Genomic DNA, 12,156 nt, shown 5'->3' with positions numbered 1-12,156 from the left:
CAGGCATCGAACAAGAGGCGCTACAGTCCCTTCGGCTTCTCGCCCTTCTTCGGCACGGTCCAGAAATAGATCGTCCGCCCGTTCACATCCTGGGTCTTCTCGGGTTTCCACGCACCCATCCGGAATGCATGACTCACGATCCGCGTGCCGGGCTTCAGCTCCTTCAGCAGCTTGGGCCGCAATTTCTCGTTCAATGAATCGAGCAGATACAGCGTCACCACACTCGCATCGCTGAAATCGCTCGCGAACAGGTCGGCGCGGCGGAAACTCACCTTGCCCTCGACCCCTTGCGCCCTGGCGTTGGCATTGGCTTCTGCGATGCGCTGCGGATCGATATCGATCCCGGTCGCCTTGATCTTCGCCCGCTTGACCGCGGCGATCGGGATGCGTCCGTCGCCCGATCCCAGATCATAGAGCACATCGCCGTCCCTGATCTGCGCCAGATCGAGCATCGCCTCCACCACCTCGACCGGAGTCGGCACATAGATGACGTCGGGCGCACGGCGTTCCTGCACCGCGACGGGCGCTGGCGGCGCTTCCATCGCGCTGCCCGCCATCAGCATGGCGGCGGTGGTGATGATCAGCTTCATGGGCCTATCTCCTCCTCAGGCTTCAGGAACAGGAGCAGGACCGCGCCCGCTCCCATTACGGCAACCCCCGCAAGTGCACCCCAGCCGGTATAGGCAAGGCTGGACCAGAGCAGATACGCCGTCGTCGCGCAGAAGACGGCCGGAAGGACCGGGTAGAGCGGCACGCGGAACGGCCGCTCAACCTCCGGAAAACGCCGCCGCAGCACGAACAGAGCCACGCCGACCAGCAGCAGGAAGAACCAGAAGACCGGCGCGGTATATTCGACGGCCAGCTGGAATCCGTAGCGCGCGAAGCCGCCCGCCACGACCAGCCCGAGCGCCACTGCGCCTTGCGCCACCAGCGCATTGCCCGGCGTGTCGCGGGACATATCCCATCGCCCCAGCCAGCGCAGCGCAGCGAAACGCTGCCCCAGCGCAGCAGCGGTCCGCCCGCCGGTGATCGCTGTCGCGTTGGCGCTGGTCAGCGCCGCTACCGCCACCGCCGCGCTGATCGCCGCCGCACCGCCATCGCCCAGCGCACGGCGCAACACTTCCGCCGCCACCGCGTCCGACGCCGCCAGCCCGGCGAACCCCAGCGAATGCAGCGCTGCAAGGTTCACCAGCACATAGAGCAAGGTCACCAGCGCCAGCGCCGCCGCCATGATCGGCGCGATCCGCCGCGGCGGCGCCTTCATCTCGGCCGAAACGTACACCGCCTCGCTCCACCCGCCATAAGCGAGCAGCACGAACACCATCATCAGCCCGATCGCGCCACCCTCGCTCACCGGCGCTGGAGCAGCGCCAGCCGGCGCGACCATGAACCCCGCGATGATGACCGCGACCAGCCCCGCGACCTCAACTAGCGTCAACCAGCGCTGCGCCGCCGCGCCCCAACGGATGCCCAGCCAGTTAAGCCCGCTCACCGCAACCACCGCGATGCCCGCCCAGATAGCTGGCCCGGCTGGCCCCAGCGGTGCGATCACCTGAAGATAGTCGCCGACGATGAACGCCAGCAGCGCCAGCGACCCGGTCTGGATCACCGCCAGCCGCGCCCAGGCGTAGAGGAACGCCAGCCGCTCGCCATAGGCACGGCCAAGAAAGTGATAGTCGCCACCCATATGCGGCCAGGTGGCGGCCATCTCGGCGTAGCAAAGCGCGCCCGCGATCGAGAGCAGCCCGCCCGCGACCCATGCCGCGATCATCGTCGCCGCGTCGGGCGCGAACCCCGCAACCAGCGCCGGGGTGCGAAAAATCCCTGCGCCGACCACGATCCCCACGGTCAGCGCAAACACGTCGAGATCGCCGAGCGTTCGGCGCGGGATGACGGCATCGGTCATCGGGGTCTGGACACCGCGTATACTCCCTCGTCCGGCAGGCATGGGCGGTCACCTGCCAACCGGCCCCCACCGTTTCAGTTTCGTACCCCCTCTCCGCCTGCGCTGAAAGGTGCCGTACGAAGGTTGCAATGTTGGAACGGGTCTGCTTGCCTCGCCGCCATGACCATTCTCCCCCGCAGCCGCCGCCAGCCCCGCTTGACACGCGCGCATAAAATCCCCTCGACCGTGTCAACTTTGTCAATTTGCGCCGCGGCTCTGCTGGCCCTCGCCGCACCCGCCGCCGCGACCCCGTCGGACGACCTCCGCATCCTCCTCGCCGAACATTTCGCCTGGGTGGAAAAGGAAAGCCCCGGCTTCGCGCTGTCGATCGGCAATACTCAATATGCGACCGAGGTCGGGGACGTCAGCCTCGCCGCCGAGGATCGCCGCGCCGCCGCCGGAACCGCATTCATCAAGCGCCTCGACGCGATTCCCGATTCGGGCCTTTCCCCGGCCGAGCGCACCGACAAGGCGATCCTGCGCCGCCTGCTTGCCGAAGACGTCGAAGCGAACGGCTTTGGCCAGCGCACGATGCTGTTCACCAGCTATTCCAATCCCTGGCAGGGCGCCGCGGGGCAGGCCGACCGCCTCGCCTTCCGCCGCAAGGCCGATTACGCCAATTACCTGACCCGGCTCGAGAAATTTCCGAAGACCAACGACACCCTGATCGACATCACGGCACAGGCGGTGAAGGGCGGCTATGTCCAGCCCTGCGTCAGCCTCGTCGGGTTCGAGAAGACGATCACCGGCGTCATCCAGGACGATCCCGTCAAATCGCGCTTCTACGCGCCTTTCACCCGCCCCAAGCCTGCTGACGCCAGCGATGCAGAATGGAAAGCGCTGCAGGATCGCGCGCGTGCTGTCGTCACCACTGCGATCAACCCGTCCTACGCCAAAGCTGCGCAATTCTACCGCACCACCTACGAGCCGAAATGCGCGAAGGCGGTCGGGGTGTCGGCCCAGCCGGGTGGCGCCAAATACTATGCCTTCCGCATCCGCCAGCTCACTACCACCGACTATAGCGCCGAGCAGATCCACAGAATCGGCCTCGACGAGGTCGCGCGCATTCGTGCCGAAATGGCGGCGGTCGCGAAGGCCGCCGGCTATCCCAGCCGCGAAGCGTTCGTGCAGGAGCTGCGCACCAACCCCAAATATTATGCGAAGACCGCCGAAGAGCTGATGGAGGCAGCGTCCTTTCAGGCCAAGCTGATCGACGGCAAGATGCCGGGCTTCTTCTACAAAATGGCCCGCCTGCCCTATGGCCTGAAGCAGATTCCGGCGGAGACGGCGGAGGGCACCACCACCGCCTATTACGGTCCGGGCAACCCGCAGCTCGGGCTTTCCGGAACCTATTTCGTCAACACCTCAAAGCTCGACCAGCGCCCGCTCTACGAGCTGCCCGCGCTCACCGCGCATGAAGCGGTGCCCGGCCACCACCACCAGATCGCGCTCCAGCAGGAGATGGAGACGAGCAAATTCCGCCGTCACCTCGCCAGCTTCACCGCCTTCACCGAGGGCTGGGGCCTGTACTCGGAGCGGATCGGGATCGAGATGGGCCTGTACGACACACCCGAGAAGCAGATGGGGCGCCTGTCCTACGAGATGTGGCGCGCCTGCCGCCTCGTCGTCGATACCGGTATCCACTCCAAGGGCTGGACCAAGGAGCAGGCGGTCCGCTTCATGCTGGACAACACCGCACTGTCGGCGGCGAACATCGACGCCGAGGTCAACCGCTATATCAGCTGGCCGGCCCAGGCGCTCGGCTACAAGCTCGGCGAAATCAAGATCCGCGAGCTGCGTGCCCGCGCCGAGAAGGCGCTTGGCCCGAAGTTCGATCTCAAGGGTTTTCACGATGCCGTGCTCGCGCAGGGCGCCGTCCCGCTCGACGTGCTCGACGCGCAGATCAACGACTGGATCGCCGCGGAGCAGGCAAAGGGCTAGGATGCGCGGGCGTTCCCTTCATCCGTCATCCCGGCCTTGTGCCGGGATCCAACGTGAGGCGAGCGATGGATAGGAAGCTCTGGCTTCGCCGGTGCGGCACTGTGGATCCCGGCACAGGGCCGGGATGACGAAATCCTTGCCGAGCCCCTATCCCCAACGCTTCCTTAACCCTGTCCTGTCATCACGCTTTCAAATGGAGAGCTCCACGATGATCCGCCGGGCCAGTGCCATCGCCATCCTGCCGCTCGCGCTTGCCGCGTGCGGTGGCGGCGCAGGCAATCAGAATGTCGACGCGCTCGATAACGAGATTACCGGCAACACCGCCGATCCCGCACTGATGGGCGCGCTGCAGGACCAGATCATGGTCGATCCGCAGCTTGCCGGTCAGTCGAACAAGGACGCGATCCGTCCGCCCAGCCAGCCCTATTCGGCGCCACTCCCGTCGGAGACGGTTGCCGCCGGCAAGGCCGCGATGCCCAAGGACGGCGAGCTGCTCAAGGCACCTGCCCCCAGCGGCAAGTGCGAGGCGTGCGATACGCAGCAAGCGGCGATCACGCTCGGCGGCCTTGCCGCGAAGCAAAAGGACAAGCGCACCGCTGGCTGCGCGGCAAAGCTCAACTATTCGGCGCAATGGGCCGCGCGCCTTCCCGCCGGCATCCCGCTCCATCCGCAGGCCCGCGTCAGCGAGGCGGCGGGCGCGCAGGACGCCCAATGCTCGCTTCGGGTAGTAAGCTTCTCGACTCCGCAGCCGCTGCAGACCATGATCGATTGGTACTACACCCGCGCGGTCAAGGGGGGCTTCACGGCCGAACATCAGGCGAAGGACGGCCAGCACGTCCTCGGCGGCACGCGTGGCCGCGATGGTTCGGCCTATGTCGTGATGCTTTCTGCACGCAGCGATGGCGGCACCGATCTCGATCTGGTCGCCAACGGCGGTAACTAGTTTCTCCCGGGGGGCGACGCTTCGGCGGCGTCCCCCACCCAACACAGGCGGGGACCGGGGTTCAGGCTCTGGTCCCCGCTCCCGTTTCCGGCTAGTGCCGCGGGATGAACCACCTCTTCCTCGTCATGCTCGGCGGCGCGATCGGCGCCGGGGCAAGGCATCTCACCGGCCGCGCCACGCTCGCGCTGTGGGGGCCGGGCTTCCCCTGGGGCACATTGATCGTGAACCTCGCCGGCGGCCTCGCCATGGGTCTTCTTGCCGGCTGGCTCGCCGCCCGCGCCAGCGGGGATGAGGCGCTGCGCTATCTCCTCGGCGTCGGCGTGCTCGGTGGCTACACCACCTTCTCAGCCTTCTCGCTCGAGACCGCGACGATGCTCCAGCGCGGCGAACACAGCGTCGCCCTGCTCTACATCCTCGCTTCGGTAGCAGGCTCCATCATCGCCCTGTTCGCCGGACTTCAGATCGCACGGGTGGCGGCATGAGCGACGCTGCACAGAATGTCCGCCAGTTCACCGTCGGCCTCGACGATGACGGCATCCGCCTCGACCGCTGGTTCAAGCGGCACCTTCCCGACGCCAGCTTCAACATCGTCTCGCGCTGGGCGCGTACCGGCCAGCTCCGCGTCGACGGCGCGCGCGCCACGCCGGGCGATCGCATTCAGGCCGGACAGGTGATCCGCGTCCCGCCGGCCGAACCCGTGCAGGCAGCGACGGCAAAGCCCAAAAAGGCCCGCCCTCAGCTCACACCCGAGCAGATGGAGTTCGCCGAATCGATGGTCATCCATCGCGACGCGCAGGCGCTGGTGATCAACAAGCCTCCCGGCCTTGCAACGCAGGGCGGCACCAAGACGCATGATCACGTCGATCAGTTGCTCGACGGCCTCTATTACGATCTCGATACCCGTCCCAAGCTGGTTCACCGGCTCGACAAGGACACCTCGGGCGCGCTCGTCCTCGCCCGCACCGCCCGCGCCGCCGCCTATTTCTCCAAGAGCTTTTCCGGCCGGACCGCGCGAAAGACCTATTGGGCGATCATCATGGGCGTGCCGAGCATCGAGGATGGTTTCATCGACCTTCCCCTCGGCAAGCAGCCGGGCACCGGCGGTGAGAAGATGCAGGTCGATGAGGAAGAAGGCCAGGCCGCGCGCACCCGCTATCGCGTGATCGATTATGCCGGCAATCGCGCTGCCTGGGTCGAGCTTCAGCCGCACACCGGACGCACGCACCAGTTGCGCGTCCATATGGCGGCGATCGGTCACCCAATCGTCGGCGACGGCAAATACGGCCTGGCGGAAGCATTCCTGTCGGGCAGCATCTCGCGGAAAATGCATCTCCATGCGCGCCGCATCCGCATCGATCATCCCGACGGCGGCAGGCTCGACGTGACGGCCGATCTGCCGACACATTTCGCCGAAACGCTCGCGCAGCTTGGTTTCGACATCGAGCGCGGCGACAACATGCCGCCCGATGAGCGGGCGCCGATGACACGCGAGCAGGAGAAGGCCAAGGCCAAGGCCCACGCCAAGACCTATCGCAAGGAGCGCCGTGGCGAGCGGCAAGGCCGCCGGGACAAGACCGAGAAGCCGGTGAAATCGGGGAAGCCGAAGAAGAAATGAATCGTCTCGCCGTGTTCGACTGCGACGGCACGCTCGTCGATTCGCAGGCCAATATCTGCCGCGCGATGGAGGCGTGCTTCGCGCAGCACCGGCTCGACCCGCCCAGCCGTGATTCGATCCGTCGCATCGTCGGGTTAAGCCTCGTCCCTGCCATCGCGGCGCTGCTCCCCGACGCCGAAGCGCGGCAGCACGAGGCGATGGCCGAAGATTACAAGCGCGCCTTCCACGCGATGCGCACCGATCGCGCGCTCGATCCCGAGCCGCTGTTCGATGGCGTCGCCGAAGCGATCGAGACGCTCGACGCGGCCGGCTGGCTGCTCGGCGTCGCCACCGGCAAGTCCGACCGCGGCCTCGCGCTGATCCTTGAGCATCACGGCCTTACCCACCGCTTCGTCACGCTCCAGACCGCCGATCGCCACCCCTCCAAACCCCACCCCTCGATGCTGGAAATGGCGATCGCCGAGGCCGGGGCCGCGCCCCACACCACCGCGATGATCGGCGACACCAGCTTCGACATCATGATGGCACTCAACGCGGGCACGCACGCGGTGGGGGTTGCATGGGGCTATCATGAGCCGCATGAATTGACCGCAGCCGGCGCGCACCGCGTCTCGACAAACGCGCGCGACCTTCCGGCGATGCTGGAGGCACTGTCACCATGACCGACGATCCCGCCCGCAACCGCTATTTCCTGATGGTGATGTCACAGATCGCAGCGGTCGCGGGTGCCGTGTTCGGCCTCGTAATCCTCGGCAAGTCGGACACGACCCTGATGCGTCTGCTGGGCGCCGCGATCCTGCTCTCGGGCCTTTACTGCATCGCCGTCGTCCCGCGTGCCCTCGCGCGCCGCTGGCGAACGCCGCCCACCCCGGATCAGTAACTGATGAAGCGTTTCTGGAAACAGGTCTCCGCTGTCCCGGCGGAGGGCGGTCACGACATCCATCTCGACGGCAAGCCCGTCCGTACCCCGGGCCGAGTCGCTTTGACCCTCCCCAGCCCCGCGCTGACTGAGGCGGTCGCCGACGAATGGCGCAATGTCGGCGAGACGATCGATCCGCGCGCGATGCCACTCACTGGCCTCGCCAATGCAGCGATCGACCGCATCGCCCCCGATTCTGCGGCCTTCGCCGCGGGTCTCGCCAAATATGGCGAGAGCGACCTGCTCTGCTACCGCGCCGATCATCCGCTCGAGCTGCAATTGCGCCAGCAGGCGGCGTGGGATCCGCTGCTCGACTGGGCGCGCATGCGCTATGGGATCGATCCGGTCACCACCACCGGCGTGATGCACCGTGCCCAGTCCCCCGAGACGATCGCGAGGCTTGCCGAAGCGGTCGCTGCGCGCTCGCCGTTCGAGCTCGCCGCCCTCTCGCCGCTGGTCACCGTCACCGGCTCGCTGATCGCTGCGCTGGCGCTGCTCGAAGGCGCTGCGACGGCCGAGGATATCTGGTCCGCCGCCAATCTCGACGAGGACTGGCAGGCGGAGCATTGGGGCGAGGACGATCTCGCGCGCAAAACCCGCGCCGCGCACCGCGCCGATTTCGACGCGGGCGCGCGATTCCTGTCGCTGCTCTAGCGGGGCATCACCCAGCCTGTACCCGTCACCCCGGCCTTGTGCCGGGGTCCACCGGGAGGCAGGCATTGGACAACAGGCTCCTCGTCAGCCGGTGCGGCACCGTGGACCCCGGCACAAGGCCGGGGTGACGGTCGGGAAGCTCAGCCGACCGGAGGCTCTTCGGGCACCGTCGCCAATACCACCGGCTTAGGCAGCATCCACGCGATCGCCGCGCCGGCGGCCAGCCACCCGGCGATCTCGCTGATCCACAGATAGATGAAATAGCCCCAGGGCGCGTGGTTGAAGATCGGCTGCCCGAGCTGGCTATAAGCGGTAATCGCCACCGCGAAGAGGCCGACGATCGTCAGCCGTCCGCCGAACGACATCCCCGCCGTCACCCGCGCCAGCGCGAACGCCAACAGAATCGAGCAGACGATGCCCAGGATCAGTCCACCGATCAGCGCATTCGTATCCAGCGCCGCGAAGCCGCTATTGTTGAACAACACCATCGCCACCGGCCCTTGCCCGTAGAGCTGCGTCCCGGCCGGAGTATCGGGCCAGGGGATGGGATAGGCGCCGGTCCCGGTCGCGGCCAGTTGCTGCGCGAGGGTCGCCTGGATGGTGGCGCTCGCCGCATCGCTGGTCTGGGTCAGCGCCAGATATTTGAGCGGCGTTCCCCAGAAGATGAAGCCAATGATCCACATCGCGATCCCGCCCAGCAGGCCGCCCAGTAAAGCTCTCGGCATCGTGCGTCTCCCTTGTTCAGGGGAGCAAGCCTAACGGGTCGTTAGCCCCATGGCGATGGCTTCTTCCTGCCGCTCGCGGATGAAGCCGATCAGCCCCGGCTTGCGCGAACGCTTCTCGCGCTCGGCCTGCAGGATCGTATGCACCTTCTCGAAGCAGGCATCGAGATCATCATTCACCACGACATAGTCGTAGCCGTCCCAGTGGCTGAGCTCACGCTCGGCGCGCTTCATGCGGTACTGGATGACTTCTTCGCTGTCGGTGTTGCGGTCGCGCAGGCGCTTCTCCAGCTCGGTGAGCGAGGGCGGCACGATAAACACGCGCACCACGTCGCCGCCTTCGAGCTGGAACAGCTGCTGCGCGCCTTGCCAGTCGACGTCGAACAGCACGTCCTGTCCTTCGGCGAGCATCTTCTTCACCGGCGCGCGCGGCGTGCCGTAGCGATAGTTGAAGACGTGCGCCCATTCGAGAAACTCGTGGTTGGCGGCCCGCGCCTTGAATTCCTCGGTCGTCACGAAATGATATTCGCGGCCATCCTGCTCGCCGTCGCGGATCGGGCGCGTGGTCGCGGAGACGGAGATGCCCATGCCGGGCTCAACCTCGAGCAGCTTGCGCGCGATGGTCGACTTCCCCGCGCCGGAGGGCGAGGAGAGGACGAACAACACGCCCCTGCGGTCGAATTGGAATTTGGAATCGCGATGCGCCATGTGCGCCTTTGGCGCGGGCATGGCGCATGCGTCAAGACAGGGCGTTACTTGCCACGTGTCGCCTTGTGCCGGTCATAGGCCTTCTTCGCCACGTAAGCGCCGCCCAGCGCAAGTCCGATCGGGCCCAGCCGCTTCAGTGCGCCCGCCGCGATGAAGCCGATCGCGGCGCCCTTCGCGCCGCCGCTGCCGTCACGCCGATCGATTTCCCGCCCTACCAGTGCGCCGATAACCCGTCCGATCATAGTGGCTCCTCTTACCCAGATCCTGTGCTTCAACTGCGAGTTGTCGCGACAGTTCCCTGAACGACGGGTGACTCCTACCGCCCCACCATCGTCTCCGGCCGTACCAGCCGGTCGAACGTGGCTTCGTCCACCAGCCCCAGCTTCAGGCCCGCCTCGCGCAAGGTCAGCCCCTCGGCATGCGCGACCTTGGCGATCTTCGCGGCATTGTCGTACCCGATCTCGGGCGCCAGCGCAGTCACCAGCATCAGCGACCGCCCGACCAGATCGGCGATCTGCCGCTCATTCGCCTCGATCCCATCGACGCAGCGTTCGGCGAAGCTCGTCATCCCCACCGACAGCAGATGGATCGAGCGCAGCACGTTCGCGCCTATCAGCGGCATGAAGACGTTGAGCTCGAAATGCCCCTGCATGCCGCCGACGGTCACAGCTTGATTGTTCCCGATCACCTGCGCCGCGACCATCGTCAGCGATTCAGCCTGTGTCGGGTTGACCTTGCCCGGCATAATCGAGCTACCCGGCTCATTCGCGGGCAGCGACAGCTCACCAAGGCCGGAGCGCGGCCCCGACCCCAGGAAACGGATGTCGTTGGCGATCTTGTTGAGCGCCACCGCCAGCGTGTTGAGTGCGCCCGAGAAGAAGACGAGTCCGTCCTTCGCCGCCAACTGCTCGAACTTGTTCGGCGCGCTTTCGAATTCCGTGCCGGTGATATCGCTGATCGCCGCGGTCATGTCTCCGGCCCAGCCTTCGGGCGCATTCAGCCCGGTGCCTACCGCGGTGCCGCCGATCGCCAGCTTGCGGATATTGCCGTTCAGCGCCCCCTCGATCCGCGCACGGCAGCTCACCAGCTGCGCGACATAGCCCGAAAATTCCTGACCCAGCGTGAGGGGCGTCGCGTCCTGCGTATGGGTCCGCCCGATCTTGACGATATGATCCCACGCCTCTGCCTTGGCGGAGAGAGAATCCGTCAGCGTCTTCAGCGCCGGCAATAGCGCGTCGCGCGTCGCCAGCACCGTCGCGACGTGAAGCGCGGTGGGGAAGCTGTCGTTGGACGACTGGCTCATATTGACGTGATCGTTGGGATGGACCGGCGCCTTCCCGCCGCGTGTTCCGGCCAGCTTCTCGTTAGCGTAGCCCGCGATCACCTCATTGACGTTCATGTTGGTCTGGGTGCCCGAACCAGTCTGCCAGATGACGAGCGGGAATTGATCGTCGAGCGCCCCCGACACGATCGTCTGTGCCGCATCCTCGATTGCCGCGACGATCTCGGGCTTCAGACCATGTTTCGCGTTCACCCGTGCCGCGGCCTGCTTCACGATCGCCTGCGCATGGATGATGCCGATCGGCATCCGTTCCATCGCACCGAACGGGAAATTCTCGATGCTGCGCTGGGTCTGCGCGCCCCAATAGGCGTCCGCAGCTACCTCGATTGCGCCAATCGAGTCGGTTTCGGTGCGGGTCTTGGTCACATGGCCTCCATCTGTCGCCGCCGATCTAGGAAGAAACCACGCTTCGGCAAGCGTTCAGCCGAACACTTCCGCGCGCATGAGGTCGGTTACCCAGCCCATGAACGCACTCAGCCGTGTGGGTACATGGTGCCGATCGGGATGGAGCAGAGCCACGGGCAGTGGCACCGCGACATGGGCGGGCATCACCTCGACCAGCGTTCCGTCCGCCAGCTGCGGGCGGACGTCATAGGCCGGAATCTGGATCAGCCCCAGCCCGGCGATGCAGCACGCGATCTGTGCTTCGGCGCTGTTCACGGTTACCCGTCCGGGGATCGCCAACTGCCGCAGCGCGCCGGCTTCTTCCCACTCCCACGCCTCGACCCGCCCGGTGGTCGGGGAGGCGAACAGCACCCCCTGGTGCTGCGACAGATCGTCAGGCGATGTCGGCGTCCCGAACCGCGCCAGATAGGCCGGAGCGGCGACATTAATAAAGCGCAGTTCGCCGATCCGCCGCGCGACCATCGCGGAATCCGCCAGCGGCCCGACCCGCAATGCGCAATCGACATTGTCTTCGGCCAGATGGACCGCGCGGTCGGTCATCCCCAGCACCACATCGACCCCGGGGTAACGGTCGAGGAATTGCGGCAGCGCCGGCGCTATGATCAACCGCCCCAGCCGACCGGGCACGTCGACAGTCACGCGCCCGCGCGGCCCTTCCTGCTGGCGAAATAGCCCATCGATCGATTCCACCTCTGCGACCAGCCGGGCGCAATAGGCATGGAAGATGCGCCCTTCCTGCGTCATGCGCACGCTGCGGGTGGTCCGGTGCAGCAACCGTGCTCCGACCCGCCCCTCCAGCTCGCGCACTGCCGCCGAGACCGATGAGCGCGGCATGCCGAGCAGATCGGCGGCGCGCGTGAAGCTCGCGCTTTCGGCGACGCGCAGAAACACGCGGAACAGATCGATCCGGTCCATCGCCGCAGATTATCCAGATTTAGCGACATGTCATTCCAGAATGATCG

Annotated in this window: 14 protein-coding genes; 7 read left to right on the top strand and 7 right to left on the bottom strand. The window is 66.3% G+C overall.

Translation table 11 applies throughout. The features are described from left to right. Positions 1-20: 20 nt before the first annotated feature. Together AC07NK_RS10760 and AC07NK_RS10755 are read right to left on the bottom strand one after the other, a co-directional pair. A complete protein-coding gene (locus tag AC07NK_RS10760; protein ID WP_495170586.1) occupies positions 21-590 on the bottom strand; it encodes an SAM-dependent methyltransferase in 570 nt (189 codons plus the stop codon). Continuing rightward, a complete protein-coding gene (locus AC07NK_RS10755; RefSeq protein ID WP_495170585.1) occupies positions 587-1,906 on the bottom strand; it encodes an APC family permease in 1,320 nt (439 codons plus the stop codon). Before AC07NK_RS10755 ends, AC07NK_RS10760 begins: the two co-directional genes overlap by 4 nt. Positions 1,907-2,131: 225 nt before the next feature. Here AC07NK_RS10755 and AC07NK_RS10750 point away from each other — a divergent pair, with 225 nt between their 5' ends. The 7 genes from AC07NK_RS10750 (at position 2,132) to AC07NK_RS10720 (ending at position 8,017) form a co-directional block, all read left to right on the top strand. Further along, positions 2,132-3,886 (top strand): DUF885 domain-containing protein, encoded by a 1,755-nt coding sequence (locus AC07NK_RS10750; RefSeq protein WP_495170584.1) that lies wholly within the window; start codon positions 2,132-2,134, stop codon positions 3,884-3,886. Between the two features lie 208 nt (positions 3,887-4,094). Next, the gene (locus AC07NK_RS10745; protein WP_495170583.1) at positions 4,095-4,829 is read left to right on the top strand and encodes a hypothetical protein; all 735 of its coding nucleotides are present in this window, start codon (positions 4,095-4,097) and stop codon (positions 4,827-4,829) included. A gap of 104 nt (positions 4,830-4,933) precedes the next feature. Further along, positions 4,934-5,311, top strand: coding sequence for a fluoride efflux transporter CrcB (gene crcB, locus AC07NK_RS10740; protein ID WP_495170582.1), 378 nt, complete (start codon positions 4,934-4,936; stop codon positions 5,309-5,311). Further along, positions 5,308-6,444, top strand: a complete 1,137-nt coding sequence (locus AC07NK_RS10735) for an RluA family pseudouridine synthase (RefSeq protein ID WP_495170581.1) — start codon at positions 5,308-5,310, stop codon at positions 6,442-6,444. The genes crcB and AC07NK_RS10735 overlap by 4 nt, the downstream gene beginning before the upstream one ends. Continuing rightward, positions 6,441-7,106: an HAD-IA family hydrolase gene (locus AC07NK_RS10730; RefSeq protein WP_495170580.1), complete on the top strand. Its 666-nt coding sequence runs from the start codon at positions 6,441-6,443 to the stop codon at positions 7,104-7,106. The genes AC07NK_RS10735 and AC07NK_RS10730 overlap by 4 nt, the downstream gene beginning before the upstream one ends. Further along, positions 7,103-7,324, top strand: coding sequence for a hypothetical protein (locus AC07NK_RS10725; protein ID WP_495170579.1), 222 nt, complete (start codon positions 7,103-7,105; stop codon positions 7,322-7,324). Before AC07NK_RS10730 ends, AC07NK_RS10725 begins: the two co-directional genes overlap by 4 nt. 3 nt (positions 7,325-7,327) lie before the next feature. Then, complete coding sequence (locus tag AC07NK_RS10720; RefSeq protein ID WP_495170578.1) at positions 7,328-8,017, top strand: ATP12 family chaperone protein; 690 nt, start codon at positions 7,328-7,330, stop codon at positions 8,015-8,017. A 140-nt stretch (positions 8,018-8,157) separates the two neighbouring features. Here AC07NK_RS10720 and AC07NK_RS10715 read toward each other — a convergent pair whose 3' ends face one another. The 5 genes from AC07NK_RS10715 to AC07NK_RS10695 all read right to left on the bottom strand — a co-directional run bounded on the left by AC07NK_RS10715 (position 8,158) and on the right by AC07NK_RS10695 (position 12,109). Then, positions 8,158-8,742, bottom strand: coding sequence for a hypothetical protein (locus AC07NK_RS10715; protein WP_495170577.1), 585 nt, complete (start codon positions 8,740-8,742; stop codon positions 8,158-8,160). Positions 8,743-8,772: 30 nt separating this feature from the next. Beyond that, on the bottom strand, positions 8,773-9,447 hold the full coding sequence (gmk, locus tag AC07NK_RS10710; RefSeq protein WP_495170576.1) for a guanylate kinase: 675 nt from the start codon (positions 9,445-9,447) through the stop codon (positions 8,773-8,775). Between the two features lie 44 nt (positions 9,448-9,491). Next, positions 9,492-9,689: a hypothetical protein gene (locus AC07NK_RS10705; RefSeq protein ID WP_495162926.1), complete on the bottom strand. Its 198-nt coding sequence runs from the start codon at positions 9,687-9,689 to the stop codon at positions 9,492-9,494. A 74-nt stretch (positions 9,690-9,763) separates the two neighbouring features. After that, positions 9,764-11,155: a class II fumarate hydratase gene (gene fumC, locus AC07NK_RS10700; RefSeq protein WP_495170575.1), complete on the bottom strand. Its 1,392-nt coding sequence runs from the start codon at positions 11,153-11,155 to the stop codon at positions 9,764-9,766. Between the two features lie 54 nt (positions 11,156-11,209). Next, positions 11,210-12,109, bottom strand: a complete 900-nt coding sequence (locus AC07NK_RS10695) for a LysR family transcriptional regulator (protein ID WP_495170574.1) — start codon at positions 12,107-12,109, stop codon at positions 11,210-11,212. Positions 12,110-12,156 lie beyond the last annotated feature (47 nt).

The sequence above is a fragment of the Sphingomonas sp. GW821-FHT09B04 genome (genome assembly GCF_059418285.1).
Note: the sequence above shows the minus strand (reverse complement) of the source record. Positions and strands in the feature narration are given on the sequence as shown.